We start from the raw sequence: 21,436 nt of genomic DNA, 5'->3' as shown, positions 1-21,436 counted from the left end.
TTGTACTCGACCCGCTTGTACTCGACTCAGCCGGCGGCCTGGAAGGCGCGGCCGACGGCGGTCGCCTCGGTGCCGGTACGGAACAGTCCGGACTGGTCCTTGTCCGTGGCCGGCAGCCCGAACCAGGCGTAGCGCTGGAGGAAGGGCAGGCCGGCGAGCATCTTCGTGGACGCGGTGACAAACGCGGCCTGCTGCTCCTGGGTCGGGAAACGCTGACCACCGTTGACGAAGTTCATCAACGCGAACTCGGTCAGCCAGATCGGTACCTTGTACCGGTTGTAGACCGCGGTGAGGTACTGCTTGAGCTGGTTGACGGCGTTGGTGGTGTTGAAGTCGCCGCCGTACCAGTGCAGGGCGATGAAGTCGACCCGCAGGCCCCGCGCCTTGGCCCCCGACATGAACCGGTCGAGCCAACCGCCCGCGTCCGCACCACCCCAGGCGACGGCCGGGCTGCCCAGCGTGGCGCCGGTCGCGACCAACTGCGGCCACAGGTCGAGCGCCGCCTCCGGGGTCATGTTCGACTGCTCGGCCAGGTCCGGCTCGTTGAACCCGAGCAGGTACGGGCCGGCGGCCTTCGCCTTGGCGAGTTCGCCGGGGGTGACGCTCTTCGCGCCCCAGAGCATCGGCACGAACTGCACCCCACCCGGAGTGGTGATGCCCGAGTGCCCGGTGTTCCAGGTGTAGTACCAACTCGCCTTCGAGTTGGCCAGGGCCTGACTCGCACCGTTGAAGTCCCAGACCGCCACACCCTTCTTCGCCGACGAGACACCCGGTCCGGCCGGGGGCGCCTGGGTGCTCGGCTTGCCGGTCGGGGTCGCCTTCGGGGGCGTACTTCCGGTCGACGGGGTGGGTGACGTACCCGCGGTCGCGGAGGGCGAACCCGGCAGGCCGGACGGCGACGCCGGGCCAGCGGGGCCCGAGCCGGTCGACGACGAGGCGGACGTCGAGGCCGACGGACCCGAAGCTCCGGGTACGACCGGCGCGTTGTTGCAACCGCTGAACAGCACCGCACTGAGCAGCAGAACCGCGGTGACGGGTCGGAGCTTTCCGAGGATGGGTCGTGACGTCATACGGGGGCACACACCTTTCTCTGTCCGCCGGAAACAGTACGTGGAAAGCCTCGACGAACTCGACTCGGATCCCTTATCTTTCACTTAACTCTGAGCCCCGGGCCGGGTCTTTTATTTTCGTCTTAAATCCGTAATCCGCAGCTCCGGTCCGAGTCACCCGAGCAGACGGCAAGTGGACACGGCAACGAATAACCGGCTTACACAATTGTCACCGGCAATCATCCGCGAGCGCACCCGTGATGCGCCCGGAGTAGTAGTGCGTGCCCCCCGTGGGCTGCGCCGGGTCGGTTCAGCCGGCGGCCTGGAATGCGCGGCCGACAGCGGTCGCCTCGGTGCCCGTACGGAACAGTCCGGACTGGTCCTTGTCCGTCGCCGGCAGCCCGAACCAGGCGTACCGGTGCACGAACGACAGCCCGGCGAGCATCTTCGCAGAGGCGGTGACAAACGCGGCCTGCTGCTCCTGCGTCGGAAAACGCTGACCACCGTTGACAAAGTTCATCAACGCGAACTCGGTCAGCCAGATCGGCACCTTGTACCGGTTGTGGACCGCCGTCAGATACTGCTTGAGCTGGTTCACCGCATTGGTGGTGTTGAAGTCACCGCCGTACCAGTGCAGGGCGATGAAATCGACCCGCAGACCCCGTGCCTTCGCTCCCGACATGAACCGGTCGAGCCAACCACCCGCGTCCGCACCACCCCAGGCGACCGACGGACTACCCAACGTGGCGCCGGTCGCGACCAACTGCGGCCACAGGTCGAGCGCCGCCTCCGGGGTCATGTTCGCCTGCTCCGCCAGGTCCGGCTCGTTGAAAGCGAGCAGGTACGGGCCGGCGGCCTTCGCGCGGGCAAGCTCGGCGGCCGTCACACTCTTCGAGTCCCGGATCATCGGCACGAACTGCACCCCGCTCGGGGTGGTGATTCCCGGATGTCCGGTGTTCCAGGTGTAGTACCAACTCGCCTTCGAGTTGGCCAGGGCCTGACTCGCACCGTTGAAGTCCCAGACCGCGACACCCTTCTTCGCCGACGACACCGCCGGCCCGGCGGCCGGCGCCTTGCTGCTCGGCTTGGCGGTCGGAGTCGCCTTCGGCGACACGCTCGGTGTCGGCGTGAGCGCGCTCGCGGTGGGACTGGGCGGTGCCACGCTGGCCTCGGCCGCCGGTGGTGCCGCGGACGACGGCGGCGATCCGGTCACCTTGGTCACCACCAGCGCCCCGGCAACCAGGGTGGCCACGGTGGCGGCGGCGACCATCACCTTGCCTACCCCGCCGGCGAAGAGGTGGCCCAGCCAGCCGGAGTGGTCGACGACGGACGGGTCGGGTGTCCACGACGTGCCGCCGCTCGCCACGTCGACCTGGGGGGTCGTCGCGGCGAGGTGCGGGGTCGCGGCACCCGCGTGGGCGGCGGCAGCGGCGGCCTGGTCGCCGAAGCTGGCCGGCAGCGGGAGCAGCGGCAACCCGGCGAGCAGCCGGTCGATGGGGAGGAAGTCCTCGCGGTAACGGCCGCAGACCAGGCAGTCGCGTACGTGCCGGGCCAGGCGCTTGCGCCACAGCGGGGTGGGGGTGCCGTTCCAGCCCGACGTCATCACGCGCAGGTCGTTGCAGCCGGGGCGACCGCGCAGCGCCCGGACGACCGTACGGGCGGTCTGGATCTGCTCCTTCATCCGGTGGATCCGTACGGCGGCGTGGCTGGCGCTCAACCCGAGCGCGGCGGCGAGGTCTGCCCGGTCGAGTTCGCCGGTCTCCTCCAGCCACCACAGGGAGAGCAGTTCCTGGTCGTCGGAGTCGAGCCAGCGGGTCGCCTCGGCCACCTCGCGACGCTGGTCGGTGAGGCCGAGCCGGAGGATGGTCACCTCGGCGAAGTCGGCCGCCGGATCGGGCACCTCGTGGATCGCCTCGACCCCGGCGTCGCGGATCAGGGCGGTCCGGCGGTGCTGTTCCCAGTTGCGGATCTGCCGGATGGTGATCGCCACCAGCCAGGGCCGGAACGCCTCCGGGTCGCGCAGGTCGGACAGGTGCCGCACGACCCGTACCAGGGTCTCCTGTACCACGTCGTCGACGTCGACATGACCGCGCAGCGCGCGGCCGACGATGTTGTAGACCAGCGGCAGGGAGTCCGCCACCAGGTCGTCGAGGGCGTGCGGGTTGCCGCGCTGGGCCGCGATGACCATTCCGGTATCGGGTACGCCCCGACCGACTCCGGACATGGTGTCTCACTCCCCTTCGATCGTGACCGCGCGTGCGGTAGCCCGCCCGATTGTCGCGATGCGCCCGAGCCACGGGGCGCGGCGGGCCGGACTACGTCCGACCTCTCCGTGTCAGGAGACCGGTGCGGGCCTGGCCGATTACGGAAACCTCCACAATTTCACCGGAGACGAGACGGTTTCACCGCCACCGGTTCACCCCGCCGGCTGTCGGCGCAGGTCAAGACCCACAGGTTGAGCCACCGGCGGTCGGCGGCGCAGGTCAGGACCCATGGGTACGGCTGGTGGGCGCAGGCTAGGCACCCGGCTGACAGCCTGTCAACCCCGGCACCAGTGACAACGATCCGTTGACATTCGGGGCAGCCGGCCGGAGCATCTCGGGCATGGGACATCCCGGTGAGCGGCCCAGCCGGTCGCTGCGCGACCACCGGATCCTGGCGACCACCGCCGACGCCACGGACCCGAGCCCGGAGCAGGTGCTGGAGGCCCTGGCACTGCTGGACGGCGTACGCGGGGACCTGGATCGGATCGAACGCGAGCTGATCGAGTCGGCGCGGGACCGAAGGACGAGTTGGGCCCGGATCGCCGCCGCGCTGGGCCTCGCTTCGCGACAGGCGGCCGAGCAGCGCTGGTTGCGGCTGCGGGGCGAGGCCGGGCGTGACCCGGTCCAGGTACGGGGCGCGCTGCAACGTCAACGTACTGTTGACAACACGTACGGGGTGGTCATCCGGCTCCTCCGTACGGCCGTTGTCAACGCGTACCGGCAGGTCGACGCCGATCCCGACTGGGATGCCCGGCACCCGCGCGCGGCGTTGGCCCGTACCAGCATCGAGGTGGCCCGTACGGCTGCCCCGGGCGCCCTGTATGCGCTGGTCATCGAGGTGATCGCCGATCTCGACGCGATGACCGCCGCGCCCGCGGTCCCGCCGTCACGACCACTGCCGGAACCGCTGCGGCTGACCCTCGACCGGCTGCGTCGGGCCGCCGACGCCGCCCGACCGCTGCCGCCGACCGAGGCGGGGCGAGACTACCCGTCTTGACACCCCGACCGCACCCCGTCCAGGATTGAGCCCACTTGACTCAAGCCTGGGGGTATCACGGTGGGAGTGCTCCGGGACCGCAACACGTTCCTCTTTGTCGGCGTCTCCCTGGTCGCCGGTTTCGCCGGTACGGCGATGTCGCTCGCCGCCGGGCTGTGGGCGATGGACCTGACCGGCTCGGCCAGCCTGGCCGCCGTCGCCGGTGCGTGCGTGTTCGCGCCGAGCCTGGCCGGACCGGTGCTCGGTGCCCTGGTCGACCGGTTGCCCCGCCGACCCCTGCTGATCTGGACCAGCCTGACCCTGGCCGGGTTGCTCCTGCTGCTGCTCGCGGTCCGCTCCCCCGACCAGCTCTGGCTGCTCTACACGGTGATGCTCGGCTACGGCGTCAGCTACGTCCTGCTGGACGCGGGTGAGGCGGCGGTCCTGCCGGCCGCCCTGCCCGACGAACAGCTCGGCGAGGTCAACGGGCTGCGGATGACCGCCCAGGAGGGCACCAAACTGATCGCCCCGCTGGTCGGCGCCGCCCTGTTCACCCGGTTCGGCGGCCCGGCGGTCGCGGTGCTGACCGCGACCCTGCTGGCCGTCGCCGCCGGCCTCTACGCCGCCGTCCGCACCACCCTCGCGCCCGCCCCGCCAGGAGGATCCCCCTCCGCGGCCGGGCACCACCATCCAGCCGCCGGACACGAGCGATCGGCCGCCGGACACGACCGGCAGGGCGGCTTCCGCACCGGATTCGGCTTCCTCCGGTCGCGTCGACCACTGCGCGCGGTGGTACAGGTCGCCACGGTCAGCATGCTGATGGCCGGCCTCGGCACCGCCGTGCAGTACGCGGTGGTCGACGACGGCCTGCACCGGCCGGTCGCCTTCCTCGGAGTGCTCGCCTCGGTGCAGGGCGCCGGGTCGATCGCCGGCGGTCTGCTCGCCGGCCGCCTCCTCACCCGGTACGGCGAACTGCCGCTCGCCGGCTGGGGCGCCCTGCTGCTCACCGCCGGTACGGCCCTGCGCTGCCTGCCGTGGACCCCGGCGGTGCTGGTCAGCGCCGTACTGATGGGTGCCGGTCTGCCGTGGACGGTGATCGCGGCGATGACCGCGGTCCAGCGGCAGACCCCGCACGCCCTGCTCGGCCGGGTCGCCGCCACCGCCAACTCCCTCGTCTTCGCCCCGACCTCGCTCACCCTGCTGACCGGGGCCGGGCTGCTGGCCCTGCTCGACTACCGGATCCCGCTCGGCGTGTCCGCGCTCGGCACGTCGCTCGTCGGCGGCTGGGCGCTGACCCGCCGCTACGACACCCCGACCCTGGCCCCGTCCCCCGCCGACCCGGCAGTCGGGACCGACAGGGGTGTGGCGGACGTGGTACACCGTTAACCACGGCCGGCTACCGGAGGAGTGACCCACAGTGGATATCGGCGTGTTGGTGAGCCAGGCGTTTCCGTACCTGGGCGCGGTGGCGGGGGCGTACGGGGGCGCGGTGCTCCAGCGGCTCCAGGACGAGGCGACGAACTCCACCGTCGACGTGGGCCGGCGCCTGCTCGCCCGACTGCTCGGGCGGGAGGAGTCCCGACCGGCGATCGAGGCGGCCGTCACCGACCTCGGTGAGCACCCGGACGACGAGGACTCCCAGGCGGCCGTACGGGCCCAGGTGGAGAAGGTGCTGGCCGGCGACCCGGAGCTGGCGGCCGAGATCGGCCGGCTGCTCGCCGACGCCGGAGTTCCCGGCACCGCCAAGTACGCCGTCACCGTCACCGGCTCACAGGGCGTCCAGGTCGGCGACGGCAACACCCAGACCAACACCTTCGGCGCGGCCCCGGCGTGACCGGTGGCCCGCTACGAGCGCACCCTGGCCCGGTGCGAGCGGATCCTCGGCACGGACCACCCGACCACGGTCGAGGTACGGACCGACCTGGATGCCGCCCGACCTGCCGGTTGACCATCCGGCCGGGCGCCGGTCGGCCGACCCGGGAGACGGGCGTACCGAGCCCGGGCCGGACCACCCCCGATCACTGCCATGGTCCGGGCCGGGGCCCGCGACACCGGCCTCCCCGAATCGACCGCGCACCCACCGGTACGGCTCAGTTCCGGTCGGCCTGCTCCGCCACCCGCGCCTGCTCCGCCACCAGCGTCAGCCGGTTCCGGTAGTCCTCCCACCACGCCTCGTCGACCGGTGGCAGGAAACCGTCGTCCCGCCGCAGTCCGACCGCACCGTCGACCAACTCGCGGACGATGTCGGCGTGTCCGACGTGCCGGTGCACCTCGGCGATCACGTGGGCCAGGACCCGGTGCAGCGTCGCCCGGCTCTCCGGCTCGGGCCACCACAACACGTGCCCGGTCGCGTCCAACGCCAGTTCCTCGATCGTCGCGTCCGAGTGCTTCCAGACCCGCTGGTACAGCTCCACGACGTACTCGCGGGACTCGTCGGCGGTGGCCCACATGTCCGTGTTGGGGGGAAGCCCGTCGGGCCCCAGGTCCGGCCGGTACCAGGGCACAAATTCGGCGAAGTTCCGGCCGAACGCGAATCCGAAGTACAGCAACTCGACCGTGGTCAGGTGTTTGACCAGCCCCAACAGGTTGGTCCCGGTCGGCGTCAGCGGCCGGCGGAGGTCGTGTTCGGAAAGCCCTTCCACCTTCCAGACCAGGTCCTCGCGAGCCTCCCGCAGATAGCGGTGAAGATCCTCTTTGGCGTCGGCGGTCATCGTCACGGCCCCAGCAGTCCGACGGGGTTGCCGTCGAGGTCGCTGAACACGGCCATCCGCCCCTGCCCCGGCACGGTGACCGGGTCCAGGGTCCTGGTGCCGCCGAGTTTCTCGGCCCGCGCGAGCGCGGCGTCAACGTCCTCGACCCGGAAGTAGACCACGATCCCGGTGTACGGGCTGTCGGGGCCGGCCTGGCCGATCCCACCCGCCGGTGGGCCACCCTCCCCGCCCACCAGGGCGTAGGTCTCGTCCAGGACGTTCACCGGCCAGCCGAACATGTCCTGGTAGAAACGGCGCGCTCGCGGGCCGTCGGGGGTGGAGATGTCGAACCACACGGGCGACAAGTTCTGTCCGTTCTGAGACATGATGTCCTTATGTTGTGCCTGTTACTGCTCGGTCGATAAGGAAGACCGCCGTGGTGGGGCAGAATCATCGGTTGTGAGCGACATTTCTCGGTCGATCCCGGACCCGGGCGTGCAGGATGCCTCCGACCACGACCTGGACCGGGCGCGCGGCGGGGACGACGCCGCGTTCACCCGCCTGGTGCAGCCGTTGCGCCGGGAACTGCACGCCCACTGCTACCGGATGCTCGGCTCGACCCACGACGCCGACGACGCCCTCCAAGACGCCCTGCTGCGGGCGTGGCGGGGGCTCGACCGGTTCGAGGGCCGCAGCTCGCTGCGCTCCTGGCTCTACACCGTGGCCACCCGTACGTGCCTGGATGTGGTCGAGACCCGCGGCAGGCGAGCGATGCCCGTCGACCTCGGGCCGTCCAGCGACCATGCGGTACTGGCTCGGCCGCTGACCGAGATCGCCTGGCTCGGCCCGTACCCGGACGCGGGCCTGGGCACCGGACCGGCCGCCCCGGACGCACGCTACGAGCAGCGCGAGGCCGTCGAACTCGCCTTCGTCGCCGCCCTGCAACACCTGCCCGGCAACCAGCGGGCGGCACTCCTGCTCTTCGAGGTGCTCGGCTTCTCCGCCGCCGAGATCGCCGCCATGATGGACACCACCATCGCCTCGGTGAACAGCGCCCTGCAACGGGCCCGCCGGATCGTCGCCGAGAAGGTTCCCGGTCCGAGCCAGCAGCAGACCCTGCGGGAGATCGACGACGGGCGCCTGCGGGAGATCGTCGGCGCTTTCTGCACCGCGATGGAACGCGGCGACGCCGATGCCCTGGTCGCCCTGTTGACCAAGGACGTCACCTGGTCGATGCCGCCGCTGGAGCACTGGTACCACGGCGTCGACGCGGTGATGGACTTCGCCGTGGAGGTCCCGCTGACCCGGTGCCCGAGTTGGCGGTACCTGACGACCAGCGCGAACGGCCAGCCCGCGGTGGGGTTCTACGTCGGCGAGAGCGCGACCGCCACGCACCTGGCCTGGGGGATCAACGTGCTGACGCTGCGCGGCGAACAGATCGCCGAGATCACCTCGTTCCTCAGTCCCGAGGAGTTCGCGTCCTTCGGGCTGCCCGCCTCGCTACCCTGACCCGGGGCGAGGGCTTCCTCACCGCACGTGTTGCGAACGGGTGGATTGGCGCGGACGGCGGCTGGGCATTACCCGCGTGCGCGCCGGGCTACCGCTGCCCGTCGCCTCGTTGACCGTGGGGCAAAGGAGCAGCATGCAGGTCTGGCCGGGCGAACCGTATCCGCTGGGAGCGACCTACGACGGCACGGGTACGAACTTCGCGATCTTCTCGGAGGTCGCCGAGTCGGTCGAACTCTGCCTCTTCGACGAGTGGGACCTCGGGGCCGAGCGGCGGGTCAAGCTCCAGGAGGTCGACGCGTACGTCTGGCACGCGTACCTGCCGGGGGTGCAGCCGGGGCAGCGTTACGGCTTCCGGGTGCACGGACCGTACGACCAGGCGAACGGGGTCCGGTGCAACCCGAACAAGCTGCTGCTCGACCCGTACGCGAAAGCCGTCGACGGTGAGGTGACCTGGGACCCGGCGGTCTACGACTACGACCTCGCCGACCCGGACCGGATGTCGGAGACCGACTCGGCGCCGTTCATGCCGAAGGCCGTGGTGGTCAACCCGTACTTCGACTGGGGCAACGACAAGCCCCCGCGTACGCCGTACCACCACTCGTTGATCTACGAGGCGCACGTACGCGGGCTGACCCGGCGGCACCCGGAGGTCCCGGAGGAGCTTCGCGGCACGTACGCCGGGATCGCCCACCCGGCGATCATCGAGCACCTGACCCGGCTCGGGGTGACCGCGATCGAGCTGATGCCGGTGCACGAGTTCGTGCACGACCACCGCCTGTCCGACCTGGGGCTGCGCAACTACTGGGGCTACAACACCATCGGGTTCTTCGCCCCGCACCACGGCTACTCGGCGATGGGCCGGCTCGGCCAGCAGGTGCAGGAGTTCCGGGGCATGGTGAAGGCGCTGCACGCGGCCAACATCGAGGTGATCCTCGACGTGGTCTACAACCACACCGCCGAGGGCAACCACCTCGGCCCGACGCTCTCCTTCAAGGGCGTGGACAACCCGTCGTACTACCGGCTCTCGGAGGAGGACCGGCGGTACTACGTCGACTACACCGGCACCGGGAACAGCCTCAACGTACGCAGCCCGCACTCGCTCCAACTGATCATGGATTCGCTGCGGTACTGGGTGCAGGAGATGCACGTCGACGGGTTCCGGTTCGACCTGGCCGCGACCCTGGCCCGGGAGTTCTACGACGTCGACCGCCTCTCCACCTTCTTCGAGGTGGTCCAGCAGGACCCGGTGGTGAGCCGGGTGAAGCTGATCGCCGAGCCGTGGGACGTCGGCCCCGGCGGTTACCAGGTGGGCAACTTCCCCCCGGTCTGGACCGAGTGGAACGGCAAGTACCGGGACACCGTCCGGGACTTCTGGCGCGGCGAGCCGGCCACCCTGTCCGAGTTCGCGTCCCGCATCTCCGGCTCCGCCGACCTCTACCAGGACGACGGTCGCCGGCCGTTCCACAGCATCAACTTCGTCACCTGCCACGACGGCTTCACGCTGAACGACCTGGTGTCGTACAACGACAAGCACAACGACGCCAACGGGGAGGAGAACCGGGACGGGGAGGGACACAACCGGTCCTGGAACTGCGGGGTGGAGGGGCCGACCGACGACAGCGGGGTGCTCGCCCTACGGGCACGGCAACGGCGCAACTTCCTCGCCACCCTGATGCTCTCGCAGGGCGTACCGATGATCGGGCACGGCGACGAGCTGGGCCGGACCCAGCACGGCAACAACAACGCCTACTGCCAGGACAACGAGCTGGCCTGGGTCGACTGGGAGAACGTCGACGAACAGCTACTGGACTTCGTCCGTACGCTGTCCGCGTTCCGAGCCCGCCACCAGGTCTTCCACCGGCGGCGTTTCTTCACCGGCCTGCCGGTACGCACCCGTTCCGCCGACGCCGACATCCCCGACCTGGCCTGGTACACCCCGGACGGGCGGGAGATGACCGGCGAGGACTGGGGCAACGACTTCGGCCGGGCGATCGCCCTGTTCGTCAACGGCGACGGCATCCGCGAACGCGGCCAGTACGGCCAGCGGCACCACGACAGCTCGTTCCTGCTGCTGTTCAACGCACACGACGCCGCACTGGACTTCATCCTGCCCGGCGGGGAGTTCGGGCAGAAGTGGGAACGCGTCGTCAGCACCGCCGAACCCGACCCCGACGAACCGACGGTGATCGACACCGGCGGAACCGTACGGGTGCCCGACCGATGCCTGGTAGCGCTGGAGAGGATGGTGTGACATGCCGACGGGCGCGTACCCCCGGATCACGGCGACCTACCGGGTGCAGGTCCGCCCCGGATTCGACCTGGACGCCACCGCCGGTCTCGCCGGCTACCTCGCCGACCTCGGCGTCACCCACCTCTACAGCGCGCCCCTGCTGACCGCCTCCCCCGGCTCCGCCCACGGTTACGACGTGGTCGACCCGCGCGCGGTCAACCCGGAACTCGGCGGCGAGGCCGGTCGGCGGCGACTCGTGCAGGCGCTGCGCGAAGCCGGGCTCGGCCTGGTCGTGGACATCGTGCCGAACCACGCCGGGGTCGCCGTACCGGTGGCGAATCCGGCCTGGTGGGACGTGCTGCGTCGGGGACGCGCGTCGGCGTACGCGAAATGGTTCGACATCGACTGGTCGCGGCCCCGGCTGCTGCTCCCGGTCCTCGCCGACACCCCGGACGCGCTCGCCGACCTGAAGCTCGCCGACGGCGAGCTGCGCTACCACGAACACCGCTACCCGATCGCCGACGGCACCGCCGGCGGCACCCCGCGCGAGGTCCACGACCGGCAGCACTACGAGCTGGTCTCCTGGCGACGCGGCGACAACGAACTCGGGTACCGGCGGTTCTTCGCCGTCTCCGACCTGGCCGGGTTGCGGGTCGAGGACCCGGAGGTGTTCGCCGCCACCCACGCCGAGATCCTGCGCTGGGTCGCCGAGGGCGACGTCGACGGCATCCGGGTCGACCACCCCGACGGCCTGCGCGACCCCGCCGGATACCTCGACCGGCTCCGGGCCGCCGCGCCGGACGCCTGGCTCGTGGTGGAGAAGATCCTGGAGTACGGCGAGGAGCTGCCGGACTGGCCGGTCGACGGCACCACCGGGTACGAGTCCCTCGCCGCGATCTGCGGCCTGTTCGTCGACCCGGCGGCGGCCGGCGACTTCACCGTCCTGGACACCACCCTCACCGGCCGCCCCACCTCGTGGCCGTCGCTGATGCACCGGTGCAAGCGGGTGGTCGCCACCACGTTGCTCGCCGCCGAGCTGAACCGGCTGGCCCTGCTGGTGCCGGAGGTCCCACGGGAGTCCGCCCGGGCCGCGCTCGCGGAGCTGGCCGCGTGTTTCCCCGTCTACCGGGGCTACCCGCCGCACGGTGCCCGGCACCTGGCGATGGCCCGGTCCGAGGCCGGGCGGCGTCGCCCCGACCTGACCACCACCCTGGACGCGATCACCGCCCACCTGCGCGACCCCGACGACGAGTTGGCCCTGCGGTTCCCGCAGTTCACCGGGGCGGTGATGGCGAAGGGTGTGGAGGACACCGCGTACTACCGGTGGACCCGGTTCGTGGCGCTCAACGAGGTCGGCGGCAGCCCGGCCCAGTTCGGGGTGCCACCGGCGGAGTTCCACCGGGCGGCCACCGACCGCCAGGCGCACTGGCCGGCGGGCATGACCACGCTCTCCACCCATGACACGAAACGCGGGGAGGACGTCCGGGCCCGGTTGGCCGTACTCGCCGAGGTTCCCCGCGACTGGGCCCGGCAGGTACGCGACTGGATGGCCCGCGAACCGCTGCCCGACCCGAGTCTGGCGCACCTGCTGTGGCAGACCGCGGTCGGTGCCTGGCCGATCGACCGGGACCGGCTGCACGCGTACGCCGAGAAGGCGGCACGGGAGGCGGCGGCCTCGACGAGCTGGTCCGACCCGGACCCGGTCTTCGAGAACGCCCTGCACGCCCTGGTCGACCGGATGTACGACGACCCCGACCTGCACGCCGGGATCACCGGTTTCGTGGACCGGATCACCCTTGCGGGCTGGTCCAACTCGCTCGGCCAGAAACTGGTGCAGCTCGCCATGCCGGGGGTGCCGGACACCTACCAGGGCACCGAGTTGTGGGAGAACTCCCTGGTCGACCCGGACAACCGGCGCCCGGTCGACTTCGCCGTACGGCGGGAACTGCTGGACCGGCTCGACGCCGGCTGGCGGCCACCGGTCGACGCCAGCGGCGCGGCGAAGCTGATGGTCGTCTCCCGTACCCTGCGGCTGCGCCGGGACCGGCCCGAACTCTTCACCGGTTACCGCCCGGTGCCGGTGCACGGCCCGGCCGCCGAACACGCGGTCGCGTTCGACCGGGGCGGGGTGATCGCGGTCGCCACCCGGTTGCCGGTGGGCCTGGCCCGGCGCGGCGGGTGGGGCGGCACCTGGTTGTCACCGTCCGTTAATCATGTGACCGAGCTGTTCACCGGCCGCGTCTACAGTGGCGGGCGGGTCCTCCTGGCCGAACTGTTGGCCGACTACCCGGTGGCACTGCTCACCCGAAGCGAGCCCGTGGAGACATCATGACCGAGTTCACGGTCTGGGCACCGGAAGCGGTCCGCGTACGTCTGCGCCTGGTCGGAGCCGGTGACCACGAGATGGTGGCCGACCCGGACGGCTGGTGGCGGGTCGACGTACCGACCGCCGGACCGGGCACCGACTACGCGTACGTGCTCGACGACGACAACCGGGCGCTGCCCGATCCACGGTCGGCCTGGCAGCCCGAGGGGGTGCACGGGTGCAGCCGGGTCTACGACCACTCTGCGTACGCGTGGTCGGACCAGCGGTGGACCGGACGGCAACTGCCCGGCGGGGTCCTGTACGAGCTGCACGTCGGCACCTTCACCCCGGAGGGGACCTTCGACTCCGCCATCGAGAAGCTGGACCACCTGGTCGAACTCGGGGTCGACCTGATCGAACTGCTCCCGGTGAACGCCTTCAACGGCGAGCACAACTGGGGGTACGACGGTGTCTGCTGGTTCGCCCCGCACCACGGGTACGGCGGCCCGGACGGACTGAAACGGCTGGTCGACGCGGCCCACGCCCGTGGCCTGGGGGTGATCCTCGACGTCGTCTACAACCACTTCGGCCCCTCGGGGGCGTACGCACCGCTGTTCGGCCCGTACCTGGCCGAGACGAGCAACACCTGGGGGCGCTCGGTCAACCTCGACGGCCCCCACTCCGACGAGGTACGCCGCTACATCGTCGACAGCGTCATCATGTGGCTGCGCGACTACCACCTCGACGGACTGCGCCTGGACGCCGTACACGCCCTGCGTGACCAGCGGGCGATTCCGCTGCTGGAGGAGTTGGCGACCGAGGTCGAGGCGCTCTCCACCCACGTCGGCCGACCGCTGTCGCTGATCGCGGAGTCGGACCTGAACGATCCCCGGCTGATCACTCCTCGGGAGGCGGGCGGGTTCGGCCTGCACGCGCAGTGGAACGACGACGCTCACCACGCGCTGCACACCCTGCTCACCGGTGAGGAACAGGGCTACTACGCCGACTTCGGTTCGCTGGAGTCGGTGGCCGACGTACTCACCGGGGCGTTCTTCCACGCCGGTGGTTGGTCGAGTTTCCGGGGGCGCAGTCACGGCCGCCCGGTCGACCGGCACCGGACGCCGGGTCACCGGTTCGTCGCGTACCTCCAGAACCACGACCAGATCGGCAACCGGGCCACCGGGGACCGGCTCTCCGCGTCGCTCTCCCCCGGCCTGCAACGGGTCGGCGCCACCCTGCTGCTCACCGCCCCGTTCACACCGATGCTCTTCATGGGCGAGGAGTGGGCGGCGAGCACACCGTGGCAGTTCTTCACCAGCCATCCGGAGCCGGAGTTGGCCGCCGCCGTGGCGACCGGCCGCCGCCAGGAGTTCGCCGCCCACGGCTGGTCCGACGGTGAGGTGCCGGACCCGCAGGACCCGCAGACCTTCGCCCGGTCCCGGCTCGACTGGGCCGAGTTGGACAAGCCGGAACACCGGGAGATGCTCGACTTCTACCGTCGGCTGATCGCGCTGCGCCGCAGCCGCCCCGACCTGTCCGACCCCCGGCTGGACCGGGTCGACGTACGGTACGGCGACCGGTTCGTGGTGGTCCGCCGGGGCCGGTCTGTGGTCGCGGCGAACCTGGCCGGCAAGTCGCAACGGATCGACCTCGCCAGTGTGGTGCGCACGGTCCTGCTGGCCACCGGTCCGGGGGCGATCGTGACCCGCAACGGGGTCGAGCTTCCACCGGAGTCCGCCGTCATCGTCGCGGTCTGACTTACCACTTCCGGGTACGCGAAAAGCCGGGCCCCCGTGACGGGGACCCGGCTTCCGTTTCGCTGTTCCTATCTGCTTACTTGGTCCAGACGTCCTGCACGATGTGCGCGGCCTGGTTCTCCCACTGCGCGTACGCATCCGGGAACGCCGACACCTGAACCTTCTGCGCCGCATCGGTCAACGGCATGTCCTGCCAACCATCAACCTGCTTCAGACCCTTCAGGAACATGGTCGAGGCGTAGGTGGGGTCGGTGATCTGCTCCGGCGTACCCCAACCCGAGCTGGGTCGCTGCTGGAACAGGCCCAGCGAGTCGTGGTCGTTCATGTCACCGAGGTGACCCAGGTTCTCCAGCTTCGACTCCTGCATCGAGGTAGCAACCGCGATCACGGCACCACGCTCACCCATACCCAGCTTCTTCGCCGTCTCGACAATCGCCTTGGCGTTGTCGGTCTGCTCCTTGCTCAGGTCAATGCTCGACTGCGCACCCTGAGTACCGTGCGGGATCAGCTTGTCCATACCCGGCTTGTCGGCCGTGACCTGCGCGACCGTGGTCATCGCCGGGGCGGTGTGCTCGGCCGGGGACGCGAACGCGTGACCCACAGGACCCGCAACAGCGCCACCGACAAACGCGAGGCTGGCAACACCCAGAGCGGTCTTACGAACAAACGAAGTCTCAGTAATACCGGTGAAAGTCGTCTTCACGATGGTTCACCTTCCATTCGGGGGTACCCGACGCGCGCCTATAGGGGGAGGCGCTGGCGCTCGGGGAAAGAAGTACGAGGCCACAGGCTGCACGAGGCGAGAACTCAACCCCGGCGCTGCTCCGGTCGTACGCGATGTATAACCGCCCCGGGCCCGCCGGCATTCCGCGAACGGCCCCCGGAACCGAGTTGATCAAGCCCAAAAACCTCGCACCCCCGACGCCCGACGCAGGCGTCAACCCTCATGTAGAGAAAGAGTGGCTATCCACGACGACATAACCACTCGTTCACTGAAAGTGTGCGGTGCGAGGTTTCGGGGGGCGGGTCCCGGGGCGCCGGGGGTGGGGTTCGGGGCGGAGTCCTGGGGTGGCTGGGACGTATCGGGCCGTCAGGCGGAGGCGACCGGCGTGCGGCCGGGATGCGCCGAATCGGGCGAGGGCGCGGCGATGGTGGCTTCGGGTTGACCGAGCAGCCGGGCCATCGCGCGGCGGGCACGGGCGAAGCCGCCCCGGTCCCGGTGCAGCCGGAGGGCGTGGTTGAGGGCGAGCATCTGACCGACCAGTTCGAACACCACCTGGTCCGGGTCGGTCCCGGCGGGCAGATCACCCGCCTCCACCGCCAGGCGTACGTGCAGACGCAGGTCGCGTTCCCACAGCCCGACGAGCCCGGCGACGGCGTCGCGTACGGGACCGTTGCGGTCGTCGTACTCGCTGGCGGCGGCGGTGAAGAAGCAGCCTCCCGGAAACACCTCGCGCTCCAGGTGGGAGATCCACGCCTCGCACATGGCACGCAGACGTGGCAACCCCGGTGCGGCACCGCTGGCGTGGTCGGCTGTCTCGCGGAAGAAGATTTCCGCGGCCGTGTCGACGACCGCCAACTGGAGGGACTCCTTGGAGCCGAAGTGGCCCAGCAGCCCGGACTTGCTCAGCCCGAGGTCGGTCGCGAGCCGACCGATGGTGAGTCCTTCCAGGCCCTCGACCGAGGCGACCGCCACGCCACGGGCCAGGATCGCGGCGCGGGTTCGACCGGCTTCGGTGCTGGATCGACGCGGGCTCACGGCGCTCACTATAGCGATCAGCGACCCCTTTAGCGTACGACCGTTCGGACGCTATAGTCCCTGACACCACCGTCCGCCACGCCGTTGATGGGAGCCTGCGTGCTCTACCGGATCGCCAGACTGCTGCTGATTCCACTGGTCCGACTCTTCTTCCGGCCCGTCATCGAGGGCCGGTCGAACGTACCCGCCCAGGGACCGGTGATCCTCGCCAGCAACCATCTGTCGTTCTTCGACAGCATCATCATCCCGCTGATGGCACCCAGGCGCGTGGTGTTCCTGACCAAGGCGGAGTACTTCCACGGTCGAGGACTCAAGGGACGGGTGGTCCGCTGGTTCTTCCTCACGATCGGCTCCGTACCGGTGCAGCGCGGGGCCAACCGCGCCGCACAGGCGTCACTCGACGCGGCGTTGGAGGTGCTCGGCGCCGGTGACGCCTTCGGGATCTACCCCGAAGGCACCCGTTCCGTCGACGGCCGGCTCTACCGTGGCCGGGTCGGTGTGGGGTGGCTGGCGCTGACCGCACGGGCACCCGTCGTACCGGTTGCCCTCAAGGGCACCGAACGGATCCAGCCGGTCGGCAAGAAGCTGCTGAGGCTCAGCCGGGTGACGATCCGGTTCGGCACACCACTGCACTTCGGCCCCGACTACGGCGAGGCGACGTCGGCGTCCGACCGACGCCGGGCGACCGACGAGATCGTCCAGGCCATCGGCGCGCTCTCCGGCCAGGAGTACGCCCCCGGTTACAACGACCCGAGCCGGGTGTGATCCGGCCAGCGCTGGAACCCGTGCGTTGCTAGCCTCCGGGCGTGACTGACCATCGGCTCCTCGACGTCGGCAACGTACACCTTGGCTACCGCGTCATCGGAGAACTCGGCTCCCCGCCGATGGTGTTGTTGCACGGCGGGGGCGGGGACGGGTCGACCTGGGACGAGGTGTCGAGCGACTTCGCCGACCGGTGGCGGGTCTACACGCTCGACCTGCGCGGCCACGGGCGCAGTGACCAACCCGGCCGGTACTCGGTCGAGCTGATGCGCGATGACCTGCTCGGATTCCTCCAGGGTCTGGGCCTCGACCGGGTGACGCTGGTCGGGCACTCGCTCGGCGGTGTGGTGGCGTACCTCTTCGCCGCCGCACATCCCGATCGGGTCGAGGCGTTGGTGCTGGAGGAGACACCGCCGCCGATCCCACTGGGCCTGACCATGCCACAACGCCCGGACCAGCCGGTGCCCTACGACTGGGCGGTGCGCCCGGCGGTCATCACCCAGCTCAACGCGCCCGACCCGAGTTGGGCGGCGGCCCTGTCGCGGATCGTCGCGCCGACCCTCGTCATCGCCGGTGGACCGACCAGCCACCTGCCGCAGGAGCAGATCGCGGCCATGGCCGAGCGGCTTCCGGCCGGTCGGCTGGTCACCATCCCGGCCGGACACCAGGTCCATGCCACCCGACCGGCGCAGTTCAGCGCCGAGGTCCGGGCCTTTCTGGATACGCCCTGACCCCAAAACTTCCGGGTACGCGAAAAGCCGGGCCCCCGTGACGGGGACCCGGCCTTCCGTTTCGCTGTTCCTATCTGCTTACTTGCTTACTTGGTCCAGACGTCCTGCACGATGTGCGCGGCCTGGTTCTCCCACTGCGCGTACGCATCCGGGAACGCCGACACCTGAACCTTCTGCGCCGCATCCGTCAACGGCATATCCTGCCAACCATCAACCTGCTTCAGGTTGCTCAGGAAGGCGGTCGAGGCGTAGGTCGGATCCGTGATCTGCTCCGGCGTACCCCAACCCGACGACGGGCGCTGCTGGAACAGGCCCAGCGAGTCGTGGTCGTTCATGTCACCCAGATGACCCAGGTTCTCCAGCTTCGACTCCTGCATCGAGGTAGCAACCGCGATCACGGCACCACGCTCACCCATACCCAACTTCTTCGCCGTCTCCGTAATGGCCTTGGCGTTAGCAAGCTGATCCTTGCTCAGATCAATGCTGGACTGCGCACCCTGCGTGCCGTGCGGGATGAGCTTGTCCATGGCCGGCTTGTCGGCCGTGACCTGCGCGACCGTGGTCATCGCCGGAGCGGTGTGCTCGGCCGGGGACGCGAACGCGTGACCCACAGGACCCGCAACCGCACCACCAACAAACGCCAGACTGGCAACACCCAGAGCGGTCCTACGAACAAACGAAGTCTTGGTAACAGCGGTGAAAGTCGTCTTCACGATGGTTCACCTTCCAATCGGGGGTACCCGACGCGCGCCTATAGGGGGAGGCGCTGGCGCTCGGGGAAAGAAGTACGAGGCCACAGGCTGCACGAGGCGAGAACTCAACCCCGGCGCTGCTCCGGTCGTACGCGATGTATAACCGTCCCGGGCCCGCCGGCATTCCGCGAACGGCCCCCCGACGAGAGTTGATCAAGCCCAAAAACCTCGCACACCCGACACGGGCCCCAACCGTTCGGATGGAGGCCGGGAGATTGACGCTCGCGTCGGGGGGATCCCTATTGGCGCCCGGTGCGTACGAACGCCTCGATGCCGTCGAGTACGCGTTGTAGGCCGAATTCGTAGGTGTACTCCGGGTCATGGACGCCCTTGTAGTGTTCGCTGGCTGCGGTGCCCACGCGCATCGCGAGGGGATAGCGCTCGCTGACGAGCACCCGATCCAGCAGCGGGCCGATGGTCCTCCACCACTCGTCATCGCTCTGCCCGGTCCGCTCCGACACCGTTTTCCACTCCAGTACGCCGGCGGTGGCGTCCCGGACGTAGCCGAGGAGCAGGGCGAGCGCGGAATCCATCTCGACGTCGGTCAGACCGATCCCCTCGACGGCTCGCAGTTCCGCCTCGTACTTCGCGAGCACGCCCGGTCCCTGCGGTGGCCGTCGCGGGAAGAGTCGCAACAGCCACGGGTGACGCTCGATCATCGCGCGGTTGGATCGGGCGATGTGTTCCAGGCGCGTACGCCAGTCGTCGGGGCTCGCGGGGCTCTCGTTGTCGTAGCGGACCTCGGCGCAGACCCGGTCGACCATGATGTCGAGCAGTTCCTCCTTGCCGGGTACGTGCCGGTAGAGCGACATCGCCCCGACACCGAGCCGGTCCGCGACCGCTCGCATCGAGAAGCTGTCCAGGCCCTCGGCGTCGGCGACCTCGATCGCGGCCGAGGTGATCTGGTCGACGGTGAGCCCGGCCTTGCGGCCCAGGCCCGAGTGCTCCCGCAGGTTCCACAGCAACTCGAAGGTCCGTACCAGGTTCGACCGCTCCTGGGGGGCAGTAGCCATGGACATCTCCCTTGTTTGCGTATACCGTACCCAAATAAGTTTGCGTACGACGTACCCAAACTCGTTGGGTTGCGGGGAGAGAGGAGCGTCGCATGGTCGCAGCAACATTCCGGGTGGGCCTGCGGGTCGCCGACGTCGAGCGAGCCGCACGGTTCTACCGCGGCTTCGGGTTCGACGAGGTGGGTACCGTGCCGGACCCGACCGGCCGTCCGGTGATGACGATCCTCCAGCGCGGAGAGGTGCACCTGATCGTCGACGCCCTGGTGGGCATGCCCTTCCCCGACAGCGAACGGGAACGCCAGACCCAGGTCGGACCACGGGGGCTCGGCGTCGCCATCGGGCTCGGCGTCGACGACCTCGAGGCGAGCTACGACTACTGCCGGACCTCCGGCTGCACCATCACCACCGAACCGATGGACGAGGCGTGGGGTGATCGCGTCTTCGAGTGCATCGATCCGTACGGCTACGTCTGGGAGTTCTCCCAACCACTGGCCGACGGGATACCCGAGGACGGCTTCGCCGCCGTACGGGCGAACTGGTTCCCGGTCGCATGAGCCAGCCCCCCATCGCCTCCCAGTCAGACGAGGCGGTACGGATCAGCCCGGTCGAGTGGGTGGCCAAGCAGGCACGGGCGTACGAGGAGTCGGGTGGAACCCGGGCGACCACCATCCACGGATCGCCGTGCCTGCTCCTGGACTACCGGGGGCGGCGCAGTGGCGCCTGGCACCGCACGGTCCTGATCTACGGACGGGACGCGGAGTCGTACCTGGTCGTGGCCTCCAACAGCGGCAAGGACACCGATCCGCTTTGGGTTCGATGCCTGGAGGAGAACCCCGAGGTACGGCTCCGGGTAGGGACAGAGCGCTTCCCCGCGTACGCCGAGAGACTGTCACCCGAAGAGAAGGCTCGTGTGTGGCCACACCTGACGGAGGTGTTCGCCCGCTGGGACACGTACCAGCAAGGTACGCCGCGCGACATCCCGGTGGTTCGGCTGAGCCGCGCGAAGATCTGAAGAGGGGCCGTCCGCGTTGGGATGGCCCCTCTCAGGACATTGCGGGTTCGGACTGCCGAGTCTCCGCAGGAGCGGTCAGCGACCTTCCTGCGGAACCTCCTGCGGCACGTACCCCGGCTGGTCGCGCTCGGCGGCCAGCCTGGCGGCCTGCGCAGCTTGGGCAGCCTGGGTGGCTCGGGCCTCCTGCCGCTCCTTGATCGCGCGGATGGTGAGCAGCACTGGGAAGACGAAGGCGAAGAAGAAGACCCGGTAGGTCCCGCCCTCGAACAGGAACTCCAGGTAGAAGCCGTAGCCGAAGAACCCGATACCGACCGCGACACTCAGCAGGCGGGACCCGATGCTCTGGCCGCCGAACGTCGCACCGATGGCGATGAGCAGCAGCCCACTGAGCATGAGCAGGAAGGTGTACGCGTCAAACATGATTCCCCCGCGGTGGTTTTTGATCAACTGCACCCTAGGGGCCGACGGAGACCTCGACAAGATCATTACGGGCTGAATCCCGTCCCCCGTCGGAGGAGTCCCGCCAACGTCGCAGACGCCGATGGCCGGGTCCCCAAACTTCGGGGACCCGGCCATCGGCTTGTTGCTTACTTGGTCCAGACGTCCTGCACGATGTGCGCGGCCTGG

The 21,436-nt window shown here is 69.7% G+C and carries 20 protein-coding genes; 11 read left to right on the top strand and 9 right to left on the bottom strand.

Annotated features, from left to right (window positions below; all coding sequences use genetic code 11):
• Positions 1-26: 26 nt before the first annotated feature.
• Together ACWEFB_RS36575 and ACWEFB_RS36570 are read right to left on the bottom strand one after the other, a co-directional pair.
• Positions 27-1,070, bottom strand: a complete 1,044-nt coding sequence (locus ACWEFB_RS36575; protein ID WP_326556102.1) for a glycoside hydrolase family protein — start codon at positions 1,068-1,070, stop codon at positions 27-29.
• A 289-nt stretch (positions 1,071-1,359) separates the two neighbouring features.
• On the bottom strand, positions 1,360-3,273 hold the full coding sequence (locus ACWEFB_RS36570; RefSeq protein ID WP_452292827.1) for a sigma-70 family RNA polymerase sigma factor: 1,914 nt from the start codon (positions 3,271-3,273) through the stop codon (positions 1,360-1,362).
• Positions 3,274-3,653: 380 nt separating this feature from the next.
• Here ACWEFB_RS36570 and ACWEFB_RS36565 point away from each other — a divergent pair, with 380 nt between their 5' ends.
• From ACWEFB_RS36565 to ACWEFB_RS36555, 3 genes are read left to right on the top strand one after another with little or no spacing between them, the layout of a single operon-like run.
• Complete coding sequence (locus ACWEFB_RS36565; protein ID WP_452292826.1) at positions 3,654-4,310, top strand: hypothetical protein; 657 nt, start codon at positions 3,654-3,656, stop codon at positions 4,308-4,310.
• A 60-nt stretch (positions 4,311-4,370) separates the two neighbouring features.
• Entirely contained in the window at positions 4,371-5,675 is a 1,305-nt protein-coding gene (locus tag ACWEFB_RS36560) for an MFS transporter (RefSeq protein ID WP_452292825.1), read from the top strand.
• 31 nt (positions 5,676-5,706) lie between these two features.
• Complete coding sequence (locus tag ACWEFB_RS36555; protein ID WP_452292824.1) at positions 5,707-6,123, top strand: hypothetical protein; 417 nt, start codon at positions 5,707-5,709, stop codon at positions 6,121-6,123.
• A 256-nt stretch (positions 6,124-6,379) separates the two neighbouring features.
• Here ACWEFB_RS36555 and ACWEFB_RS36550 read toward each other — a convergent pair whose 3' ends face one another.
• Positions 6,380-7,000: a DinB family protein gene (locus ACWEFB_RS36550; RefSeq protein ID WP_452292838.1), complete on the bottom strand. Its 621-nt coding sequence runs from the start codon at positions 6,998-7,000 to the stop codon at positions 6,380-6,382.
• Between the two features lie 2 nt (positions 7,001-7,002).
• Positions 7,003-7,365, bottom strand: coding sequence for a VOC family protein (locus ACWEFB_RS36545; RefSeq protein ID WP_452292823.1), 363 nt, complete (start codon positions 7,363-7,365; stop codon positions 7,003-7,005).
• 82 nt (positions 7,366-7,447) lie between these two features.
• Here ACWEFB_RS36545 and ACWEFB_RS36540 point away from each other — a divergent pair, with 82 nt between their 5' ends.
• The 4 genes from ACWEFB_RS36540 to treZ all read left to right on the top strand — a co-directional run bounded on the left by ACWEFB_RS36540 (position 7,448) and on the right by treZ (position 14,780).
• Positions 7,448-8,488 (top strand): sigma-70 family RNA polymerase sigma factor, encoded by a 1,041-nt coding sequence (locus tag ACWEFB_RS36540; protein WP_452292837.1) that lies wholly within the window; start codon positions 7,448-7,450, stop codon positions 8,486-8,488.
• Between the two features lie 133 nt (positions 8,489-8,621).
• Positions 8,622-10,739, top strand: coding sequence for a glycogen debranching protein GlgX (gene glgX, locus ACWEFB_RS36535; RefSeq protein WP_452292822.1), 2,118 nt, complete (start codon positions 8,622-8,624; stop codon positions 10,737-10,739).
• A gap of 1 nt (position 10,740) precedes the next feature.
• Positions 10,741-13,050: a malto-oligosyltrehalose synthase gene (gene treY, locus ACWEFB_RS36530; RefSeq protein ID WP_452292821.1), complete on the top strand. Its 2,310-nt coding sequence runs from the start codon at positions 10,741-10,743 to the stop codon at positions 13,048-13,050.
• A complete protein-coding gene (treZ, locus tag ACWEFB_RS36525) occupies positions 13,047-14,780 on the top strand; it encodes a malto-oligosyltrehalose trehalohydrolase (protein ID WP_452292820.1) in 1,734 nt (577 codons plus the stop codon). The genes treY and treZ overlap by 4 nt, the downstream gene beginning before the upstream one ends.
• 76 nt (positions 14,781-14,856) lie before the next feature.
• Here the strand turns inward: treZ and ACWEFB_RS36520 are convergent, their stop codons facing one another.
• The gene (locus tag ACWEFB_RS36520; RefSeq protein WP_452292836.1) at positions 14,857-15,462 is read right to left on the bottom strand and encodes a hypothetical protein; all 606 of its coding nucleotides are present in this window, start codon (positions 15,460-15,462) and stop codon (positions 14,857-14,859) included.
• Between the two features lie 408 nt (positions 15,463-15,870).
• A complete protein-coding gene (locus ACWEFB_RS36515; RefSeq protein ID WP_452292819.1) occupies positions 15,871-16,539 on the bottom strand; it encodes a TetR/AcrR family transcriptional regulator in 669 nt (222 codons plus the stop codon).
• Positions 16,540-16,638: 99 nt separating this feature from the next.
• Between ACWEFB_RS36515 and ACWEFB_RS36510 the strand changes: the two genes are divergently transcribed.
• Entirely contained in the window at positions 16,639-17,304 is a 666-nt protein-coding gene (locus ACWEFB_RS36510; protein ID WP_326556089.1) for a lysophospholipid acyltransferase family protein, read from the top strand.
• Between the two features lie 41 nt (positions 17,305-17,345).
• Positions 17,346-18,032 (top strand): alpha/beta fold hydrolase, encoded by a 687-nt coding sequence (locus ACWEFB_RS36505; RefSeq protein ID WP_452292818.1) that lies wholly within the window; start codon positions 17,346-17,348, stop codon positions 18,030-18,032.
• An 86-nt stretch (positions 18,033-18,118) separates the two neighbouring features.
• On the opposite strand, the gene ACWEFB_RS36500 is transcribed toward ACWEFB_RS36505, so the two are convergent.
• The gene (locus tag ACWEFB_RS36500; RefSeq protein ID WP_452292817.1) at positions 18,119-18,745 is read right to left on the bottom strand and encodes a hypothetical protein; all 627 of its coding nucleotides are present in this window, start codon (positions 18,743-18,745) and stop codon (positions 18,119-18,121) included.
• Positions 18,746-19,023: 278 nt separating this feature from the next.
• Entirely contained in the window at positions 19,024-19,797 is a 774-nt protein-coding gene (locus tag ACWEFB_RS36495; RefSeq protein ID WP_452292816.1) for a TetR/AcrR family transcriptional regulator, read from the bottom strand.
• Between the two features lie 92 nt (positions 19,798-19,889).
• On the opposite strand from ACWEFB_RS36495, the gene ACWEFB_RS36490 reads away from it, so the two are divergent.
• Both ACWEFB_RS36490 and ACWEFB_RS36485 read left to right on the top strand, forming a co-directional pair.
• On the top strand, positions 19,890-20,351 hold the full coding sequence (locus tag ACWEFB_RS36490; protein ID WP_452292815.1) for a VOC family protein: 462 nt from the start codon (positions 19,890-19,892) through the stop codon (positions 20,349-20,351).
• A complete protein-coding gene (locus tag ACWEFB_RS36485) occupies positions 20,348-20,809 on the top strand; it encodes a nitroreductase/quinone reductase family protein (protein ID WP_452292814.1) in 462 nt (153 codons plus the stop codon). The genes ACWEFB_RS36490 and ACWEFB_RS36485 overlap by 4 nt, the downstream gene beginning before the upstream one ends.
• Before the next feature lie 75 nt (positions 20,810-20,884).
• Here ACWEFB_RS36485 and ACWEFB_RS36480 read toward each other — a convergent pair whose 3' ends face one another.
• The gene (locus ACWEFB_RS36480; protein ID WP_452292813.1) at positions 20,885-21,229 is read right to left on the bottom strand and encodes a hypothetical protein; all 345 of its coding nucleotides are present in this window, start codon (positions 21,227-21,229) and stop codon (positions 20,885-20,887) included.
• Positions 21,230-21,436 lie beyond the last annotated feature (207 nt).

The organism is Micromonospora sp. NPDC004704, assembly GCF_053601675.1.
This window is presented reverse-complemented; position numbering and strand designations above follow the sequence as displayed.

What these genes read in the sequence shown, in the direction of transcription:
- ACWEFB_RS36575 (WP_326556102.1), bottom strand. Translation starts at nt 1,070, where the DNA reads ATGACGTCACGACCCATCCTCGGAAAGCTCCGACCCGTCACCGCGGTT.
- ACWEFB_RS36490 (WP_452292815.1), top strand. Translation starts at nt 19,890, where the DNA reads ATGGTCGCAGCAACATTCCGGGTGGGCCTGCGGGTCGCCGACGTCGAG.
- ACWEFB_RS36485 (WP_452292814.1), top strand. Translation starts at nt 20,348, where the DNA reads ATGAGCCAGCCCCCCATCGCCTCCCAGTCAGACGAGGCGGTACGGATC.
- ACWEFB_RS36480 (WP_452292813.1), bottom strand. Translation starts at nt 21,229, where the DNA reads ATGTTTGACGCGTACACCTTCCTGCTCATGCTCAGTGGGCTGCTGCTC.
- ACWEFB_RS36495 (WP_452292816.1), bottom strand. Translation starts at nt 19,797, where the DNA reads ATGGCTACTGCCCCCCAGGAGCGGTCGAACCTGGTACGGACCTTCGAG.
- ACWEFB_RS36565 (WP_452292826.1), top strand. Translation starts at nt 3,654, where the DNA reads ATGGGACATCCCGGTGAGCGGCCCAGCCGGTCGCTGCGCGACCACCGG.
- glgX (WP_452292822.1), top strand. Translation starts at nt 8,622, where the DNA reads ATGCAGGTCTGGCCGGGCGAACCGTATCCGCTGGGAGCGACCTACGAC.
- ACWEFB_RS36550 (WP_452292838.1), bottom strand. Translation starts at nt 7,000, where the DNA reads ATGACCGCCGACGCCAAAGAGGATCTTCACCGCTATCTGCGGGAGGCT.
- treZ (WP_452292820.1), top strand. Translation starts at nt 13,047, where the DNA reads ATGACCGAGTTCACGGTCTGGGCACCGGAAGCGGTCCGCGTACGTCTG.
- treY (WP_452292821.1), top strand. Translation starts at nt 10,741, where the DNA reads ATGCCGACGGGCGCGTACCCCCGGATCACGGCGACCTACCGGGTGCAG.
- ACWEFB_RS36545 (WP_452292823.1), bottom strand. Translation starts at nt 7,365, where the DNA reads ATGTCTCAGAACGGACAGAACTTGTCGCCCGTGTGGTTCGACATCTCC.
- ACWEFB_RS36570 (WP_452292827.1), bottom strand. Translation starts at nt 3,273, where the DNA reads ATGTCCGGAGTCGGTCGGGGCGTACCCGATACCGGAATGGTCATCGCG.